Here is an 18,276-nt window from a genome sequence, read left to right as displayed (position 1 = left end):
CCTTGAGGGTGCTTCGTCGACGCAGCCGGATCAGTTAAGGACCTCCAGCCATGGCTCCCACGCCAGAGTTCGCCTACTCCGACCTCCTCCCCCTCGGTGCGGACCCGACCCCGTACCGCAAGCTCACCTCCGAGGGCGTCAGCGTCGTCGAGGCCGCCGGGCGCCGCTTCCTGCAGGTCGAGCCGGAGGCCCTGCGCCTGCTCACCGCCGAGGCGATGCACGACATCTCGCACTACCTGCGCCCGGACCACCTGGCGCAGCTGCGCCGCATCCTGGACGACCCGGAGGCCAGCCCGAACGACCGCTTCGTGGCGCTGGACCTGCTGAAGAACGTCAACATCTCGGCCGGCGGCGTCCTCCCGATGTGCCAGGACACCGGCACCGCGATCGTGATGGGCAAGCGCGGCCAGAACGTGCTGACCTCCGGCGGCGACGAGTCCGCCATCGCGCAGGGCGTGTTCGACGCGTACACCAAGCTGAACCTGCGGTACTCGCAGATGGCGCCGGTGACGATGTGGGACGAGAAGAACACCGGCAACAACCTGCCGGCCCAGATCGAGCTGTACGCCACCGACGGCGACGCGTACAAGTTCCTCTTCATGGCCAAGGGCGGCGGCTCGGCCAACAAGTCGTACCTGTACCAGGAGACCAAGGCCATCCTCAACGAGGCCTCGATGCTCAACTTCCTGGAGCAGAAGATCCGTTCGCTCGGCACCGCGGCCTGCCCGCCGTACCACCTGGCGATCGTGGTCGGCGGCACCAGCGCCGAGTTCGCGCTGAAGACCGCCAAGTACGCCTCCGCGCACTACCTGGACTCGCTGCCCACCAGCGGCGACGCCGCCACCGGCCACGGCTTCCGGGACCTGGAGCTGGAGGCCAAGGTCACCGAGCTGACCCAGAAGATCGGCATCGGCGCGCAGTTCGGCGGCAAGTACTTCTGCCACGACGTCCGGGTGATCCGCCTGCCGCGGCACGGCGCCTCGCTGCCCGTCGCGATGGCCGTCTCCTGCTCCGCCGACCGCCAGGCGCTGGGCAAGATCACCGCCGAGGGCGTCTTCCTGGAGCAGCTGGAGACCGACCCGGCCAAGTACCTGCCGGACACCACGGACGAGCACCTGGACGACGAGGTGGTCCGGATCGACCTGAACCGGCCGATGTCGGAGGTCCGTTCGGAGCTCTCCAAGTACCCGGTCAAGACCCGCCTCTCGCTCACCGGCACGCTGGTGGTCGCCCGTGACATCGCGCACGCGAAGATCAAGGAGCGGCTGGACGCGGGCGACGGCATGCCGCAGTACATGAAGGACCACCCGGTCTACTACGCCGGCCCGGCCAAGACCCCGGAGGGCTACGCCTCGGGCTCGTTCGGCCCCACCACGGCCGGTCGGATGGACAGTTACGTCGACCAGTTCCAGGCGGCGGGCGGCTCGATGGTCATGCTGGCCAAGGGCAACCGGTCCAAGCAGGTCACCAAGGCCTGCAACGAGCACGGCGGCTTCTACCTGGGCTCGATCGGCGGGCCGGCGGCGCGGCTGGCGCTGGACTGCATCAAGAAGGTCGAGGTGCTGGAGTACCCCGAGCTCGGCATGGAGGCGGTCTGGCGGATCGAGGTCGAGGACTTCCCGGCCTTCATCGTGGTCGACGACAAGGGCAACGACTTCTTCGCCGAGGTCACCGACGGTCCGTTGATCACCAGTCTGCGGGTGCGTTCGGCGGAATAACGGCGAGTGCCCCGCCCCACCTGCGAGGTGGGGCGGGGCATTTGACGCTCATTCGCCGGATTACGGACGGTTTACCACGTTGCCGAGCGGCTCGTAGGGGCCGTCCTGCTTCGGGGCGGCGGCCGTCTCGGCCGCCGCGGCGGCCTCCTCCTCGGTCTCCGGCTCGGCCAGGATCTCCACGACCTCCAGGAGCCCGCGGTCGGGCTCCACGGCGGTGAGGCTCTGCTCGACGGGTGCGGCCTCGGCCACCGGCTGGGCCTCGTTCGGGGTAGCGGTAGTGGTCTCGGTCTCGGCCATGACGCCGCCTTTCGGGTAATCAGAACAGTCGGCCCGGACGGACGGGTCAGGGCGTGCGCCCAGTATCGTAGGGCCCGCTAAATGTCTTATAAACATCCCGAGGCCCGCCCACTTCTCCAACGTTTGCCCGCTTGCTCATAAGCTGGCGCCTCACCTTGGCCATCATCGGGGGAATTCCATGGAACTTGAGCCGCAGCCACCCACGCTGCGCTTCCAGGTGCTCGGCCCCGTCCAAGCCTGGCGCGGGGAACAACCCCTGTCTCTCGGCTCACCTCAACAGCAGGCAGTGCTGGTCGCGCTGCTCCTCAACCAGGGCCGGCCGGTCACCACCCAGGACCTGGTCGACGGCCTCTGGGGCGACCGGCCGCCACCGCAGGCGGTCGCCGCGCTGCGCACGTACGTCTCGCGGCTGCGCTCGCTGATCGAGCCCGACCGCGAGGTCCGCGCGCCGGCCGAGCTACTGATTTCGGTCAGCGACGGGTACGCACTGCGCATCCCGGGCGAGGCGCTCGACCTCTCGGTCTTCGAGCGCGAGTTCACCCGCGCCGCGATAGCCAAGGCCGGTGGCGACTTCCGGGAGGCGCACCGCCTGCTGGCCACCGCACTGGAGCTGTGGAGCGGACGGCCGCTGGCCGGCATCCCGGGTCCGCACGCGGAGGCGCACCGGAGCAGACTGGCGGAGCGTCAGGTCGCCGCCTGGGAGGAGCGCTGCTCCGCCGCGCTGGAGATCGGACTGCACGCCGAGACCGTCTCGGAGCTGAGCTCGCTCTCGGCCGAACACCCGCTGCGCGAGCGGCTGCGCGAACTGCTGATGCTCGCCCTGTACCGCTGCGGCCGGCAGGCGGAGGCGCTCGGCGTCTACACCGACACCCGGAAGCTGCTGATCGAGGAGCTCGGCGTCGAGCCGGGCGCCGGGCTGGCCTCGATGCACGCCCGCATCCTGGCGGGCGACCCCACCCTGATGCCGGCGACGGCGCGCCTGGCCGATCCGGAAGAGCTTCCGGCGTTCGTCCCACCTGCCCAACTCCCGGCGGACGTCTCGGACTTCAGCGGCCGATCCGAACTCGTGACGGAGCTCCGGGACGTCCTGCGCAGCGGTTCCGGCCAGGCCGTGGTGGTCACCTCGCTGGCCGGCATCGGGGGCGTCGGCAAGACCACCCTCGCAGTGCACCTCGCCCATTCGATCCGCTCGGAGTTCCCGGACGGGCAGCTCTACGTGGACCTCCGCGGCCCCAGTGCCTCGCCGGCCGACCCGGCCGTGGTGCTCGGTGACTTCCTCTACGCCCTCGGGGCACCGGAGACCCCGGACGCCCTGGAGCAGCGCGCCGCGCTCTACCGCTCCCTGCTGGCCGACCGCCGGATGCTGATCCTGCTCGACAACGCCAAGGACGCCCGGCAGTTGCTGCCGCTGATCCCCGGCGTCTCGGGCAGCGCGGTCCTGGTCACCAGCCGTTCGCGGCTGGCCGAGCTTCCCGGCGCCCACCTGGTGGACGTGGAGGAGCTGACGCCCGAGGAGGCGCTGGCGCTGTTCTCGGCCATCGTCGGCGAGCAGCGGGTGGCGGCCGAACCCGAGGCCGCACTCGCGGTGGTGACGGCCTGTGGGTTCCTGCCGCTGGCCGTCCGCATCGCGGCCGCCCGGCTGGCCAGCCGCCCGCGCTGGAGCGTCTCGGACCTGGCGAGGCGGTTAGCGGACCAACGGCGCAGGCTGCACGAGCTCCAGCTCGGCAACCTGGCCGTGGAGACCACCATCGGCCTCGGCTACGGGCAGCTGCGGCCGGACGAGGCCCGGGCCTTCCGCCTACTGTCGGTGATCGACACCCCCGACCTCCCGCTGGAGGCCGTCGCCGCCCTGCTCGGCACCGACGAGCACGAGGCGGAGTCGCTGGCCGAGGCGCTGGTCGAGGCGAACATGCTGGAGTGCTTCACCCCCGGCCGCTACCGGTACCACGACCTGCTCCGGCTCTTCGCGCAGCGGCAGAACGAGAAGCTGGAGAACGCCGACGAGCTGCAGGCCGCGGTGCTGCGCCTGCTGGACCAGTTGCTGGCCACCATGCGGAACGCGGCCCGCGCGCTGGAGCCCGACGACATCCTTCCCGAGACCCTGCACCAGCCGGTCTCGCCCGGCCGGCAGCTCCGGGACAGCACGGACGCGCACACCTGGCTGCGGTCCGAACTCGCCCTGCTGCTCAGCACGATCGAGGCCGCGGTCCAGGAACCGCTGACCCTGTTGCGCCCGACCGTCGACCTGCTGATGGTGCTGAACAGCCTGGTCGAGGACCCCACGCACGCCCAGCGGATACGGGTGGCGCTGCACGCGGCGGCACACCCGAACGCCGACGCGGCCACCCTGGCCCGGGTCCGGCTCGGGCTCGGGTACCTCCAGCACGTCGCCGGGGACTTCCAGGAGGCCGAGGCCTCGCTGCGTCAGAGCCTGGCGCTCCAGGGCCCGGACGACCGCACCCACCTGCGGGTGAACGCCGCCAACCTGCTCGCCGTGGTGCTCAGCCTCGCCGACCGGCCGGCCGAGGCACTGCCGTTCTTCGAGCAGGCCAGCGAGATCAGCCGCAGCCTGGGCGCCACCATCAGCGAGGCCAGGCTGCTGGGCAACATCGCCCGGGCCCACCTGGACCTCGGCCAGCAGGAGGACGCGGCCCGTTCGGCCGAGGCCGCGGTGGCGGCCGCGCGGGCCTCGGGCAACACGCCGTGCCTCGCGGACACGCTCTACCAACTCGGTGTGGTCCTCAGGTCGACGGGCTCCCCCGGCGAGGCCGCGCCGCACCTGCGCGAGGCGCACAAGCTGTACCAGTCGGAGCAGCGCCGGATCTGGGAGGGCTACTCGCTCGCCCGGCTGGCGCCGTGCCTGCTCGCGGACGACCAGCTGCCGGAGGCGGTCGAGGCCGCCGACGAGGCGCTGGCGATCGGTCAGGAGCTGGACGCCGCCTACTGCCAGGGCCTGGCCAACGCCGCGCTCGGCGAGGCGCTGCTGAAGCTCGGTCAGCCGGCCCGTGGCCTGGCCTGTCTCCAGGAGGCGCTGGCCGTCTTCACCCGGCTCGGTGTGCCCGAGGTCGTCCCCGTACAGGACCTCATCCAACTGCAGCAGCACACCGAGCCCACGGCACCCCCCGCGCCGTGACGCCTGCCCCCCAGCAGGTCCCCCGTCGTGGCGTCAGCGCTCCCGCAGCCCCCCGGCTGCGGGAGCGCCTCGACGCTTCCCCGGCGCTGAGACCACTCTGGCAGGCCCCGATTGACAACCGATAAACGCCGTCCGGCCCGGCTCCGTCAGGTCCGGGGGCGGGCCCCGTCGGCCGCCGCCCCGGTCCGCCGCCGGGTCGCGCCACCCGGTCGCGCCACGCGGCGCGGAGGGAGAGCACGCACCACCCCCTCCCGCTCCTGAGTGCTCCCGTCATCCCGGCCAAATTCGTCCCGACCGGCACGAGTTGGCCGGAAATGGACCCTACGGTCGGTTGATCGCGCCTATTCTCGGAGGCCAGCGACGTATTGACGGCGAGCCGACAGAGGCAGAGGGAGCGGCAGGGCGGCGGCGCGGAGCAGGGTGTGACGCGGGAGCGTGACGGACCGTCACGAGCGGCGCACGGGGGGCGATGGAGACCTCCGGGTACCGCCGGCCGACGGCCAGGGTGAAAGGTGCCTCTCAATCGTGACGACCGGACAGATATCCGATCCCGCCCAGGGTCACGGCTCCCAGCGCGACCCGCACCACCTGTGCCTCCGACGGGCCGAGCGCGCGCTCCAGGCCGTGGCCTTCGACGCGATCGGGGCCCGGTACATGGAGGCCTTCCCGGCCAAGGCCGGGCAGCTGGACGCGGGCGAGTGGCTGCTGGAGGAGCTGGAGCCGGGCGCCCGGGTGCTGGACGTGGGCTGCGGGACGGGCGATCCGACGGTCCGTCAACTCACCGAGGGCGGCCTGCGGGTGACCGCGGTCGACCTCTCGGACGGCATGCTCCGGCTGGCCCGCGCCGCGGTGCCGGGAGCCGAGTACCACCGGATCGACATGTACGACCTGGCCACGCCGCGGGCGGTCCGGGCCTGGGGCGCACCGGAGCTGGGCCCCGAGGCGGCCGGGCGGTACGCCGCAGCGACGGCCTTCTTCTCCCTCATCCTGCTGCCGCAGGCGGAGATCCCCGAGGTGCTCGGCCGGATCCGGACGCTGCTCAGGCCCGGCGGCCTGCTCGCGCTCGGCATGGTCGAGGCCGACCTGGACCACGCGCCGCTGCCCTTCCTCGGCCACGAGATAAGGATCAGCGGGTACCTCCGGGAGGAGCTGGAGCAGACCCTGCACCGGGCCGGCTTCACCGTGGAGTGCCACGACGGCCACCCGTACGCTCCCGCCTGCACCACGCTGCCGCCGGAGGAGCAGCTCTTCCTCCGCTGTCGCCGGACGGGCTGACGCCCCGTCCGCGACGCAGCCCGGCCCGACCGCAGACCGACCGCAGACCGACCGCACCGTGACCGCCCGTACAGAGACCGCCCCCTAGAGACGCCAACCCTCGCAGAACGGCAGCCCGTGCGCGACCTTCCCGAGCCCCGGACGGGGCAGTCACCCGTCGTGCCGCCGCAGCGGCGTCCCCCGCTGCTGCCCGGCGGCCGGGCCCGCACCGCCGAGCGCCTGGCGTACCTCGACAACGCCACCCGGCGGATCAACAGTTCGCTCGACCTCGCCGCGACGCTGCGCAACCTCGGCAAGGTGGTGGTCCCCGCGCTGGCCGACGCGGCCGTGGTGCACCTGCGGGACCCGCTGCCCGACATGGAGCGCTTCTCCGGCAGCCCGGCCGCGCTGACCATCCACCACCTGCACGGCACCCGGCTCGGCCGCCGCTCCCGGACCAGGCGGCTGGTGCCGGGCGGTGCGGTGGCCAGGGCGCTGAACCAGCAGTTCCCGACCGGCCCGGTGGTGCTGGGCACCCCTTCCGCGGCCCGGCTGCGGCCGCTGCTGGAGGAGCTGTACGGGGCCCGCACGCTCGGCCGCCTGGCCGCCGGGACCGCGCTGCTGGCGCTGCCGCTGCGGGGGCGCAAGACCGTGCTCGGCCTGCTCCTGCTGATCCGCCGCCCCGGCAAGAGCCCCGCCCCGGCCACCACGGCCGGCGCCGCCGCGAGCAGCGCACTCCCGCCCCCGGAGCGGCAGTTCACCGGCCCGGGCGCCCCGGACGCCTTCGCCCTGACCGCCGCCTACGACGCCGCGCTGGCCTTCGACGCCACCGACACCGCGACCGCCTCCCACCTGGCCACCCAGGCCGGCCTGGCGGTGGACACCGCGCTGCGCTACTCCCGCGAGTGGGAGATCGCCGACGAGCTCCAGCGCTCCATGCTGCCCACCCACCTGCCGCAGCGGCACGGCGTCCGGCTGGCCCACCGCTACCTGCCCTGCGAGCGCGGCGCCCAGGTCGGCGGGGACTGGTACGACTCCGTCCCGCTGCCGGGGAACCGCGTCGCCCTGATCGTCGGCGACGTGATGGGCCACTCGCTCACCTCGGCCGCCATCATGGGCCAGCTCCGCACCAGCGCCCAGACCCTGGCCGCGCTCGACCTGCCGCCGCACGAGGTGCTCTACCACCTCGACGAGCAGGCCCAGCGGCTCGGCCGGGAGCAGCACCTGGCCACCTGCGTGTACGCGGTCTACGACCCGATCGCCAACCGGGTGGTGCTGGCCAACGCCGGGCACGTACCGCCGGTGCTGGTCCAACCGGACGGCACCGCCGAGCTGTTGGAGCTGCCGGCCGGGGCGCCGATCGGCGTCGGCGGGGTGGACTTCACCTCCGTCGAGCTGCCCGCACCGCCCGGCTCGGCCCTGCTGCTCTTCACCGACGGCCTGGTGGAAACCCGGCGCCGCCCGCTGGCCACCGGGCTGGAGCTGCTCCGCAGCCGGCTCGGCCACGCCCTACCGCGCACCCCCGACCAGCTCTGCCAGGAGGCCCTGCGGATCCTGCCGCCGGGGGACCGGGCCGACGACATCGCCCTGCTGGCCGCCACCTTCGACGGCATCCCGGCCGAGGACGTCGCCTACTGGTACCTCCAGCCCCGGCACGAGACCCCGGGCCGGGCCCGCCGGCTGGCCGGGCACGCGCTGCGCCGCTGGGGCCTGGAGTCCCTGGTGGACAACACCGAACTGATGGTCAGCGAGCTGGTCACCAACGCGATCCAGCACGCCACCCGGCCGGTCACCCTCCGGCTGGTGCGCACCTCGGTGCTGCGCTGCGAGGTCGGCGACGACAGCGCCCTGCTCCCCCGGGCCCGCCGGGCCGGGCCGGAGGACGAGCGGGGCCGGGGTCTGCAGATAGTGGCCCGCTGCGCCGAGCGCTGGGGCGCCACCCGGCTCGGCGCGGGCAAGGTGGTCTGGTTCGAGCAGCGGCTCCCGGCGGCCCGGCCGATCGCCTGACCAGCCGTCAGCCGCGGTACGGGCGGGAGGTCAGGGCGTACAGCGCCCCGGCCGCCTCCGGGCCGAGGACCGCCTCGGCCAGCGGCGGGTTGGCCGACAGCCGGTGCACGGCGCGGACCACGTCGGCCTGCCAGAGCAGGTCCAGTGCGTCGGCCACCTCGGCGGCGGTGGTGTGGTCCCCCGCCTCGGTGCGGGTCAGCCAGTCCCGCAGCAGTGCCTTGACCACCGCGAAGGCCAGCCGCCGCCCCCGGACCAGCTCGGCACGGGAGTTGAGCGCGAAGACCTCGATGGTGGCCTCGCCCTTCGCGGTCAGGCCCTGGTAGGCGCCGGACTCCAGGTAGAGCAGCAGGTGGTCGGCCGGGTCCTCGGCGGCCGGGTCGATCAGCAGCGGATCGCCCGCCGGGTCGCAGGGGAAGCGGTCCCGCTTCTGGTTGGAGTTGCAGTACGCGCAGGCCAGCAGGTGGTTGTGCCAGTCGAAGGTGCGCAACGGGGCCCGGGCGATCGGCTCGAAGTGGTCGATGTCGGTGCCCAGGTTGTCCCCGCAGTACATGCAGCGCAGCAGCCCCGGGGACATCTCGTGCAGCAGCGCGCGCAGCCGGGCCTTCGGCACCCGGGCGGTCCGCCAGGCCGCCCGCCCGCTGGCGGTGGTCACCCCGGCCCGCCGGATCGCCTCCGTCCGCTGCGCCAGCTCGGCCGCCAACCGGTCGTTCAGCGGCGGCCGTTGCAGCGGGATCACCGCCCACCGCCCAGTCTGTCCCGGGCCTCGTCCACCCGGGCCGCCAGCGAGGCGTTCAACTTGGCGCCCAGCTCCCGGTACTCGGCCAGCTCGGCGGCCGAGGCCCGCCCCGCGTACAGCTTCTGCTCCAGCGCGACCAGCAGCCGCCGCTCCGCCTCCGCCTGCGGCGAGTACACGCTGGGCATGGCGAACAGCTCGGTCAGCGCGGTGTCGTCGCCGCTGCCGTAGACCACCCGTTGGTGCAGGTCCTCGTCCAGCACGTACGGGCCACGGCGCTCGGCCGGGCCCGGCACCCGGACCAGCCCGCCGGGGTCGGCGGCCTGGCAGACGTACGGGCTGTGGGTGGAGACGATGAACTGCAGGCCCGGGAAGTGCGTGACCAGCCAGTCGCCGAGCCGCTGCTGGCCCTCCGGGTGCAGGTGGGCCTCCGCCTCGTCGATCAGCACCACGCCGGTGACCGGCACCGTGGGCGGCGTGCCGTCGACCACCAACTCCTCGTCGGGGTGGGTGCGGTGGACCCTGGCCAGCAGGTCGAGCACCAGGCCGACCAGCTCGCCGGTGCCGCCGTCACCGAGCGGGGCCTCCCGGCCGGCCCCCGTGATGCGGATGCCGTCGCAGTCGATCCGGCCCAGGCGGCTGCCCTCCGGGAGCAGGCCGTCGTCCAGCAGCGCCCTCACCCCGCGGACCAGCTCGACCGAGCCCGGCTGGCGCTCCAGGGCCAGCAGCTGCTGGCCCGTCAGCCAGGAGACGCCCTCGGCGAGGTGGCGGCGGGCCGGGTAGTGCGCCAGGAAACCGAGCGGGCCGTTGCGGCGGCACTGCAGCCCGCCGGTCTCGGTCCTGGTCACCCGCCAGTGCGCGCCGTCCAACCGGACGCCGCCCTCCTCCGCCCCCTCCGGCAGCCAGCCCAGCGGGTCGGTCGGCTCGCCGAGGGCGGCCGCGACGGCGGCCAGCAGGGTGGTCTTCCCCGCTCCGTTGGGGCCGGCGAGCACCGTCCAGCCGGCGTGCGACCCGTCCGGCCTGGTCAGGTCCAGATCGACCGCCCGAGCGCCCCGGAAACCGCGCAGGTTCTCCACCTCGACCCTGGCGACGTACATCCGCCCACCCCCATGTCCAGTGCGATCAGCCTAGGAGTTGAGTACCCGTCAGGACATGATCCGGACCGGCAACTCCACGAGAACCTTTGGGTTGACCGGCGAACGTGGCTACGCCATCGGGGGCGCGAGGAACTGCGCGCAGGGGAACGGCACCACGTGCGACTGGCTCGCCTGCCCCGATCCCACGCTGGTCCGCCTTCCGCACTCGCGCAGTTCCTCGCGCCCCTGCGGGGCGCTCCTCCCGGAGCGTCAGGTGACGATGCGGACCGGGAGTTCGGCGAGGACGTCGCGGAGGGCGACGGCGAAGCGTTCGTACTCCGGGGCGCGGGCGGAGCCGGGGCGGGTGGCGAGGCCGATGCGGCGGCCGGGGGCGGGGTGGGCGAAGCGGACGGCGGAGAGGCGGTCGGTGCGGCCGGTCTCGACGTCGAGGGCGGTGGCCGGCAGGAGGGTGACGCCGAGGCCGCCGGCGACGAGCTGGACCAGGGTGGAGAGGCCGGCCGCCCGGGTGGAGCCGCCCGCGTCGGCGCCGACCTCGCGGCAGAGGTCGAGTGCCTGGTCCCGCAGGCAGTGCCCCTCCTCCAGCAGCAGCACGTCCAGGTCGAGCAGCACGTCCCGCGGCACGTCCGCCCGCCCGGCGAGCTCGTGCTCGGGCGGCACGACCAGCACGAAGTCCTCGTCGAAGAGCGGGACGTCCCGGGTCGGCGAGGAGCCGCCGGCCGGGAGGGCGAGCAGCAGCAGGTCGAGCCGCCCGTGGGCCAGCCCGTCCAGCAGCGAGGGGGTGCGCTCCTCGTGGACGTGCAGTTCGAGGTCGGGGTAGGAGCCCCTGACCAGCCGGAGCACGGTGGGCAGCAGGTACGGTGCCACGGTCGGGATCACCCCGAGGTGCAGCGGCCCGGTGAAGGGCCGCCGGGCGGCCTCGACCTCCTCGGTGAGGGCGTGCAGGGTGGTGAGCACCCGGCGCGCGTGGTCGGCGACCCGCTCCCCCAGCGGGGTGATGATGACCTTCCGGGTGGTCCGCTCGACCAGTTGGGCGCCGAGGGTCTCCTCCAGGGCGGCGACCGCCCCGGAGAGGGCGGGCTGGCTGGTGCCGCTGGCGGCGGCGGCCTCGCGGAAGTGGCGGTGTTCGGCGACGGCCAGGAAAGCCTTCAGCTGGGCGATCGTGGGGGTGCGGGACGTGCGGGGCCTGGTGCTCATGGAACTGATAGCTCTCTCCGATCAGATGGATCGAGTCTAACGATTTCCCCTATCAGTCTCGGTGTGCGACTGTGGATGTTGTCCGGATACCGGACAAATCCCCTCAGTTTCCAAGCCTGGAGAAGCGAACGTGCTTACGATCGGTGACAAGTTCCCGGAGTTCGAACTCAACGCCTGTGTCGACCTCGACGCCGCGAACGCCTTCGCCGAGATCAACCACAAGTCCTACGAGGGCAAGTGGAAGATCGTCTTCTTCTGGCCGATGGACTTCACCTTCGTCTGCCCGACCGAGATCGCCGCGTTCGGCAAGCTGAACGAGGAGTTCGCGGACCGCGACGCCCAGATCCTCGGCGTCTCCGGCGACTCCGAGTTCGTGCACCACGCCTGGCGCAAGGACCACAAGGACCTGCGCGACCTGCCCTTCCCGATGCTGGCCGACGTCAAGCACGAGCTCATGCGGGCCTGCGGCGTCGAGGGCGCGGACGGCACCGCCCAGCGCGCGGTCTTCATCGTGGACCCGAACAACGAGATCCAGTTCGTCATGGTGACCGCCGGCTCCGTCGGCCGTAACCCCAAGGAGGTCCTGCGGGTGCTGGACGCCCTGCAGACCGACGAGCTGTGCCCGTGCAACTGGAACAAGGGCGAGGACACCCTCGACGCCCAGTCCCTGCTGGCGGGCTGACCCATGGCGCTCGACGAACTGAAGGCGGCCCTTCCGGAGTACGCGAAGGACCTGAAGCTCAACCTGAGCGCCGTGATAGGCAACTCCGAGCTGCCCTCCCAGCAGCTCTGGGGCACCGTGCTCTCCTGCGCCATGGCGACCCGCTCGGCCTCCGTGCTGCGCGAGCTGGAGCCGGTGGCCAAGGCCGAGCTGAGCCCGGCGGCGTACAACGCCGCCAAGGGCGCGGCCGCGATCATGGGCATGAACAACGTCTACTACCGGACCACCCACCTGCTGTCCGACAAGGACTACGCGGGCATGCGGGCCGGTCTGCGGATGAACATCATCGGCACCCCGGGCGTCGAGAAGGCCGACTTCGAGCTGTGGTGCTTCGCGGTCTCCGCGATCAACGGCTGCGGCCAGTGCCTCGACTCGCACGAGGGCGTGCTGCGCAAGGCCGGCGTTGACCAGGAGACCATCCAGGCCTCCATCAAGATCGCCGCGGTGGTCCAGGCCGTCGCCTCGGTGCTGGACGCCGAGGCCGCCATCTCCACCGACGCGCTGGTCTGACACCGCGTCAACCGACGAGGGGCCCCTTCCGGGTGAACCGGAAGGGGCCCCTCGTCGCGTGCGCGCCCTCAGGAGCGCTCGGCCGCCTGCGCGGCCTGGGCCGCCTCCAGCGCCTCGAAGACCTGCTGCCCGGCCGCCGCCCGGCGGCGCAGGTGGGAGACCACCGTGTTGGTCACCGCGATCAGCGGCACCGCCACCACCGCCCCGCCGATCCCCCCGACGATGGTGCCGGCCGCGACGCCGAGCACCACCGCGAGCGGGTGGACCCGCACCGCGCGGCCGAGGATCAGCGGCTGGAGCAGGTGCCCCTCGATCTGCTGCACCGCCACCAGCACCACCAGCACCATCAGGGCGGTGAACGGGCCCACCGTCACCAGCGCGATCAGCACCGCGATGGTCCCCGTCACCAGCGCGCCGACCAGCGGCACGAAGGCCCCCAGGAAGACGATCACCGCCAGCGGCATGGCCAGCGGCACCCCGAGCAGCTCGATGCCGATGCCGATGCAGAGCGCGTCGATGAAGGCCACGCAGACCGTGCCGCGCACGTACGCGGTCAGGGTGGTCCAGGCCTTGGGGCCGGCCCCGGCCATCGCGTAGCGGGACTGCCGGGGCAGCACGCCGAGCAGCCAGTTCCAGATCCGGGCACCGTCGTAGAGCAGGAAGAAGGTGGTGAAGAAGGCCAGCACCACCCCGGTCAGCACCTCGACCGCCACCGTCACGCCGGTGAAGCCGGCCGAGGTGATCTGCTCGGAGTTGGTGCCGATCGCGGTGGAGATCTGCTTGGCGAAGTCGGTGATCTGCTGCTCCGTCAGGTGCAGCGGCCCGGTGACCAGCCACTCCCGCAGGCGCTCGACGCCGGCCTGCACCTGGTCGGTGACGTCGTGCAGGTTGGTGCTCACCTGCCACACCACGAACCAGCCCACCAGACCGATGCCGCCTATCCCGGCCAGGAAGCTGCTGGCCGCCGCGAGCGAGCGCGGCACGCCGTGCCGCTTCTGCCAGGAGACCACCGGCTCCAGCAGGGCCGAGACCAGCAGCGCCGCCAGCACCGCGAAGGCCACCAGCCGGAGCATGTCGACCACCCGGAAGACCAGGTAGAGCGCCCCGGCCAGGAGCAGCAGCCGCCAGGTCGACTCGGCCGCCACCCGCAGCCCCCACGGCACCGCCTCGGCCGGGGTGGCCGGTCGGACCGGGTACGGGTCGCGGGCCGGCTCCGGCCGGGGCGGCTCGGCGGGGGCCTCGACGAAGACCCGCACCTGCGGCACGGCCTGCGGTTCGCGCTGCACCGGCAGTCCGGCTCCTCCCGTTCCCGGCTCGTGCGCCGGGCGCGCGGCCGACGCCGCGGACGCGGCCGAACCGGCCCGCGCCGCCCGCCGCTGCAGCGCCGCGCTCAACCGGGCCGCGGCCCGGGACATCCAGAGGCCCTGTGACACCTCGACCACCGCTCCCCGCTCGTGCCGTGGGTCCCGCCACGACGATCCGGGGACGACGCTACCGGGCCGGGCCTCGCGTCAGCCACGGGTATCCCGGACCGCTCCTGACAGACCGTCTGCAAACGGGAGGTTTCGGACACCACGATCCCGGGGAGGGGGCGGAGTACACGGACCAACTGTCCGCGGACCGGCCCGGAGGCACCAGGACCCCCTCCGGCCCCCGCGTCCGCACCCGGCCGCACCGCCCGCGCGCACGGTCAGCGCATCCGGGCGGCGCGGCCCACCGACGCCCCGGGCACGACGAAGGCCCCGACCTGATCGCAGGTCGGGGCCTTCGTCGTGGTGTCTAGTACCAGTGGTGGGACTGCCAGAACTGCCAGGCACCGCAGGGCGAGCCGTAGCGGCTGTTCATGTAGTTCAGGCCCCACTTGATCTGGGTCGCGGGGTTGGTGCGCCAGTCCGCGCCGGCCGAGGCCATCTTGGAACCGGGCAGCGCCTGGACCAGGCCGTACGCGCCGGAGCTCGGGTTGCTCGCCGTGTAGTTCCAGCCGCTCTCGCGCTTCACGATCTGGCTGAAGCACTGGAACTGCGTGTCGTTGCCGACGATCTGGAGGGCCATCTCCTGGACCGAGCCGGGGCTGACGGTGGCCATCACGGAGCGCGCCTTGGCGCGGTTCGCGGCCTCCTCGTCGGCCTTCCGCTTCTCCTCGGCCGCCTTCGCGGCCTTCTCCGCGTCGGCCTTGGCCTGCGCGTCCGCGGCCGCCTTCTGACGGGCCGCCTCCTCGGCGGCCTTCTTGGCGGCGGCGTCGGCCGAAGCCTGCTGAGCGGTCGCCTGGGCGGCGATGTGGTCGCTGACCGTCTGGGCATGGGCGCCCACCGGGACGTCCTGGAGCAGGGTGGCTCCCGCGACGTCGACCGTCTGGGTCGGCTTGCCCTCGCTGCCCGAGGCCACGCCCACGACCGCACCGACTGCGGTGACGGCGGTGGCGGAGGCCACGGCAACTCCCCGGACCGAGATCCGAGTCACATGGTTTCCTTCCAGCAGCACCCACAGCCGTGACCGTCCGGGTGCACCATGCCCCTGGTCACTGGCCTCCATGGTGGTGCTCTGGTCACGGGAGACGCGGGCCCGGCACCTCTCCGGCAGGCCGGATCGGCGGTTCGTTCGGGCGGCGTACGGCTCATGGCTGTTCAGTTGTCCACCCGACGACCGGAGTTGTCGGGTGATATGTGCCGTACGCGGGGCCTGACAGAACCCTCACCATGCCGCACGGGGACGGGTCAACGCAATTCCCCTCCGCGTGGCAGATGTCACAGCCTCCGCCACCAGGACGTTTGACGGAGCACCGCCCGACAGACAGTCAGATCTGATGACAGCAACGGGACCTGATACTTCGTACCAGGTCCCGTTGTCCGGTCTTGCCCCGTTATGACCTCCCGGCCGGGGCGTTCCCGCGGGCCTCCTAGGGCCCGACGTCCTCCAGCATCTCGGTCACCAGGGCCGCGATCGGCGAACGCTCCGAGCGGGTCAGCGTGATGTGGGCGAACAGCGGATGGCCCTTCAGTTTCTCCACCACCGCGACCACGCCGTCGTACCGCCCCACCCGCAGGTTGTCCCGCTGGGCCACGTCGTGGGTGAGCACCACCCGCGAACCCTGGCCGATCCGGGAGAGCACGGTGAGCAGGACGTTCCGCTCCAGCGACTGGGCCTCGTCCACGATCACGAAGGCGTCGTGCAGCGAACGGCCCCGGATGTGGGTGAGCGGGAGCACCTCCAGCATCCCCCGGGAGATGACCTCCTCGATCACGTCCGGGGTGGTCACCGCCGAGAGCGTGTCGAAGACCGCCTGGGCCCACGGGCCCATCTTCTCCGCCTCGCTGCCCGGGAGGTAGCCCAACTCCTGCCCGCCGACCGCGTAGAGGGGACGGAAGACCATCACCTTGCGGTGCTGCCTCCGCTCCAGCACCGCCTCCAGACCGGCGCAGAGCGCCAGCGCGGACTTTCCGGTGCCGGCCCGGCCGCCCATCGAGACGATGCCGACCTCCTGGTCGAGCAACAGGTCGAGGGCGACCCGCTGTTCGGCACTGCGGCCGCGGAGCCCGAAGGCCTCCCGGTCCCCCCGGACCAGCCGCACCCGGCCGTCCGCGGTGACCCGGCCGAGGGCCCGGCCGCGCTCGGAGCTGAGCACCAGACCGGTGTGCACCGGCAGCTCCTCCGCGCCCTCCACGTCCACCGCGGCGTCGTGGCCCGCGCCGAACAGCGCGTCCACCTGGTCGCCGGAGACGTGGAGTTCGGACATCCCGGTGTAGCCCGAGGTGATCGCCAGCTCCGCGCGGTACTCCTCCGCGAGCAGACCGACCGAGCTGGCCTTGATCCGCATCGGCAGGTCCTTGGAGACGACGGTGACGTCGTACCCCTCGGCCTGGAGGTTGCGCGCGACCGCGAGGATCCGGGTGTCGGCCTCACCACCGCCGATGCGGTAGCCGGCCGGCAGCACCGAGGTGTCGGAGTGGTTGAGCTCCACCCTGATGGTGCCGCCCACCTCCCCCACCGGGATCGGCTCGTCGAGCCGGCCGAAGCGGACCCGGTAGTCGTCCAGCAGGCGCAGCGCCTGGCGGGCGAAGTAGCCGAGCTCCGGGTGGTGCCGCTTGGCCTCCAACTCGGTGACCACGACCACGGGGAGGACGACCTCGTGCTCCTCGAAGCGGGTCATGGCGAGTGGGTCCGCCAGGAGCACGCTGGTGTCGAGAACGTACGTGCGCCGGTCTGGTGTCCGGCGGCTCTTGGTACTGACCACTAGGCCTCCAGAGCCGGTCCCGCGACCCGGGTGGCCGGGTACCGGTCATGGTGGGTCTATTCCCTCACCCGAGACCTGACGAACCCTGCTGGAGATCATCCTCTTGGTTAACTTTCGGTGCGTCAGACCCACCGTGGGCCACCGGTCCTGGCCGACCGGGACCGACCGGGGCTACAGCCCCATCCGACGGTTCCTCAACTGGAAGTCCCGCAGGGCCCGGCGGAAGTCGACCTTCCGGAAGGCCGGCCAGTACGCCTCGCAGAAGCAGGCTGTCTCCTGCGGGGGTCGACCCCCGCACCCCCAGCCGACCCCGCGTCGCCGCCCGCCGGGCCGACCCGTACCGGGCCGTCGGGCCGGATGCCTCAGAGGCCCATCCGCCGGTTGCGCAGCTGGAAGTCCCGCAGGGCCCGCAGGAAGTCGACCTTCCGGAAGGCCGGCCAGTACGCCTCGCAGAAGTAGAACTCCGAGTGGGCGCTCTGCCAGAGCAGGAAGCCGGACAGGCGCTGCTCGCCGGAGGTGCGGATCACCAGGTCGGGGTCGGGCTGGCCCTTGGTGTAGAGGTGTTCGGCGATGTGCTCGACGTCGAGGAGTTCGGCGAGCTCCTCGATGGAGGTGCCGCGCTCGGCGTGCTCCTGGAGCAGGGAGCGGACCGCGTCGGTGATCTCGTGCCGCCCGCCGTAGCCGACCGCGACGTTGACGGTGATCCCGTTGACGTGGGCGGTGGCCTCGGCGGCGTCCTTGAGGGTGGAGGAGGTCCGCTCGGGGAGCAGGTCGAGCGCGCCGACCGGGTGGACCTTCCAGCGGCCGTCGGCGGCGAGCCGGCGGACGGTGTCCTCGATGATGCCGAGCAGCGGCAGCAGTTCGGCCGGCGGGCGGGAGAGGTTGTCGGTGGAGAGCATCCAGAGGGTGACCACCTGGACGTGCGTCTCCTCGCACCAGCCCAGGAACTCGCTGATCTTGTCGGCTCCGCGCTGGTGGCCGTCCACGGTGGTGCCACCGGTGGCCTTGGCCCAGCGGCGGTTCCCGTCCAGGATCACGCCGATGTGGTGCGGGGTGCTCTCCAGGTAGACCTCGACCCGGCGGCCGTACAGCCGGTAGGCGTTGTCCAGCAGGGTGCGGAGACCCGGCGTGCGCTCGACGACGTCGCGCAGACCCAATGTAGTTCGGTCCCTCCGTGCTCGGCCCCCGGGACGGGTACCGAAAAATACCCTGCGCAGCCTACTCCGGCACCGGTCCGCTCGGTAAAGCCGCAGGTACCGACCGTGTCACGACCTGACGTCGCCGCCGTGACCACGGACACGGAACGGTCTCCTGTTCCTTAAATATGGCGTAAGCCGACCGCCGACTCCTTGACGCTTGCCATTGGTCTAGTCCAGCTTTT

At 72.5% G+C, this 18,276-nt stretch carries 14 protein-coding genes and 1 pseudogene; 6 read left to right on the top strand and 9 right to left on the bottom strand.

Features of this window, described 5'->3' with window-relative positions; translation table 11 throughout:
- The first annotated feature begins 50 nt into the window (after positions 1-50).
- Positions 51-1,718: a fumarate hydratase gene (locus ABD946_RS09995; RefSeq protein WP_345282091.1), complete on the top strand. Its 1,668-nt coding sequence runs from the start codon at positions 51-53 to the stop codon at positions 1,716-1,718.
- 60 nt (positions 1,719-1,778) lie between these two features.
- Here the strand turns inward: ABD946_RS09995 and ABD946_RS09990 are convergent, their stop codons facing one another.
- Positions 1,779-2,015, bottom strand: a complete 237-nt coding sequence (locus ABD946_RS09990; RefSeq protein ID WP_345282089.1) for a hypothetical protein — start codon at positions 2,013-2,015, stop codon at positions 1,779-1,781.
- Between the two features lie 178 nt (positions 2,016-2,193).
- Between ABD946_RS09990 and ABD946_RS09985 the strand changes: the two genes are divergently transcribed.
- The 3 genes from ABD946_RS09985 to ABD946_RS09975 all read left to right on the top strand — a co-directional run bounded on the left by ABD946_RS09985 (position 2,194) and on the right by ABD946_RS09975 (position 8,409).
- Positions 2,194-5,148 (top strand): AfsR/SARP family transcriptional regulator, encoded by a 2,955-nt coding sequence (locus ABD946_RS09985; RefSeq protein WP_345282087.1) that lies wholly within the window; start codon positions 2,194-2,196, stop codon positions 5,146-5,148.
- 588 nt (positions 5,149-5,736) lie between these two features.
- Positions 5,737-6,423, top strand: coding sequence for a class I SAM-dependent methyltransferase (locus ABD946_RS09980; protein ID WP_345282214.1), 687 nt, complete (start codon positions 5,737-5,739; stop codon positions 6,421-6,423).
- Positions 6,424-6,540: 117 nt separating this feature from the next.
- Positions 6,541-8,409, top strand: coding sequence for a SpoIIE family protein phosphatase (locus ABD946_RS09975; RefSeq protein WP_345282085.1), 1,869 nt, complete (start codon positions 6,541-6,543; stop codon positions 8,407-8,409).
- A gap of 7 nt (positions 8,410-8,416) precedes the next feature.
- Here the strand turns inward: ABD946_RS09975 and ABD946_RS09970 are convergent, their stop codons facing one another.
- From ABD946_RS09970 to ABD946_RS09960, 3 genes are all read right to left on the bottom strand, one after another.
- On the bottom strand, positions 8,417-9,145 hold the full coding sequence (locus ABD946_RS09970) for an HNH endonuclease (protein WP_345282083.1): 729 nt from the start codon (positions 9,143-9,145) through the stop codon (positions 8,417-8,419).
- Positions 9,142-10,239, bottom strand: coding sequence for an AAA family ATPase (locus ABD946_RS09965; RefSeq protein ID WP_345282081.1), 1,098 nt, complete (start codon positions 10,237-10,239; stop codon positions 9,142-9,144). The genes ABD946_RS09970 and ABD946_RS09965 overlap by 4 nt, the downstream gene beginning before the upstream one ends.
- A 249-nt stretch (positions 10,240-10,488) precedes the next feature.
- Positions 10,489-11,433, bottom strand: a complete 945-nt coding sequence (locus ABD946_RS09960; protein WP_345282079.1) for a LysR substrate-binding domain-containing protein — start codon at positions 11,431-11,433, stop codon at positions 10,489-10,491.
- Positions 11,434-11,563: 130 nt separating this feature from the next.
- Here ABD946_RS09960 and ABD946_RS09955 point away from each other — a divergent pair, with 130 nt between their 5' ends.
- Positions 11,564-12,115 (top strand): peroxiredoxin, encoded by a 552-nt coding sequence (locus ABD946_RS09955; RefSeq protein ID WP_345282077.1) that lies wholly within the window; start codon positions 11,564-11,566, stop codon positions 12,113-12,115.
- A 3-nt stretch (positions 12,116-12,118) separates the two neighbouring features.
- The gene (gene ahpD, locus ABD946_RS09950; protein ID WP_345282075.1) at positions 12,119-12,664 is read left to right on the top strand and encodes an alkylhydroperoxidase, AhpD family; all 546 of its coding nucleotides are present in this window, start codon (positions 12,119-12,121) and stop codon (positions 12,662-12,664) included.
- A 68-nt stretch (positions 12,665-12,732) separates the two neighbouring features.
- Here the strand turns inward: ahpD and ABD946_RS09945 are convergent, their stop codons facing one another.
- The 5 genes and pseudogenes from ABD946_RS09945 to ABD946_RS09925 form a co-directional block, all read right to left on the bottom strand.
- Positions 12,733-13,950 (bottom strand): AI-2E family transporter, encoded by a 1,218-nt coding sequence (locus ABD946_RS09945; RefSeq protein WP_345282073.1) that lies wholly within the window; start codon positions 13,948-13,950, stop codon positions 12,733-12,735.
- 493 nt (positions 13,951-14,443) lie between these two features.
- A complete protein-coding gene (locus ABD946_RS09940; RefSeq protein WP_345282071.1) occupies positions 14,444-15,124 on the bottom strand; it encodes an aggregation-promoting factor C-terminal-like domain-containing protein in 681 nt (226 codons plus the stop codon).
- A 436-nt stretch (positions 15,125-15,560) separates the two neighbouring features.
- Complete coding sequence (gene phoH2 / locus ABD946_RS09935) at positions 15,561-16,895, bottom strand: RNA 5'-3' helicase PhoH2 (RefSeq protein WP_345282069.1); 1,335 nt, start codon at positions 16,893-16,895, stop codon at positions 15,561-15,563.
- Positions 16,896-17,066: 171 nt separating this feature from the next.
- A pseudogene (locus ABD946_RS09930) lies at positions 17,067-17,159 on the bottom strand (undecaprenyl diphosphate synthase family protein); the annotation flags it as partial.
- Between the two features lie 98 nt (positions 17,160-17,257).
- The gene (locus ABD946_RS09925) at positions 17,258-18,052 is read right to left on the bottom strand and encodes an isoprenyl transferase (protein ID WP_380149422.1); all 795 of its coding nucleotides are present in this window, start codon (positions 18,050-18,052) and stop codon (positions 17,258-17,260) included.
- Positions 18,053-18,276 lie beyond the last annotated feature (224 nt).

Source organism: Kitasatospora albolonga (assembly GCF_039535905.1).
Classification (GTDB): Bacteria; Actinomycetota; Actinomycetes; order Streptomycetales; family Streptomycetaceae; genus Kitasatospora; species Kitasatospora albolonga.
Note: the sequence above shows the minus strand (reverse complement) of the source record. Positions and strands in the feature narration are given on the sequence as shown.

Excerpts from the sequence above, each read along its gene's own strand:
- ABD946_RS09995 (WP_345282091.1), top strand. The coding sequence starts at position 51 with ATGGCTCCCACGCCAGAGTTCGCCTACTCCGACCTCCTCCCCCTCGGT.
- ABD946_RS09990 (WP_345282089.1), bottom strand. The coding sequence starts at position 2,015 with ATGGCCGAGACCGAGACCACTACCGCTACCCCGAACGAGGCCCAGCCG.
- ABD946_RS09960 (WP_345282079.1), bottom strand. The coding sequence starts at position 11,433 with ATGAGCACCAGGCCCCGCACGTCCCGCACCCCCACGATCGCCCAGCTG.
- ahpD (WP_345282075.1), top strand. The coding sequence starts at position 12,119 with ATGGCGCTCGACGAACTGAAGGCGGCCCTTCCGGAGTACGCGAAGGAC.
- ABD946_RS09985 (WP_345282087.1), top strand. The coding sequence starts at position 2,194 with ATGGAACTTGAGCCGCAGCCACCCACGCTGCGCTTCCAGGTGCTCGGC.
- ABD946_RS09965 (WP_345282081.1), bottom strand. The coding sequence starts at position 10,239 with ATGTACGTCGCCAGGGTCGAGGTGGAGAACCTGCGCGGTTTCCGGGGC.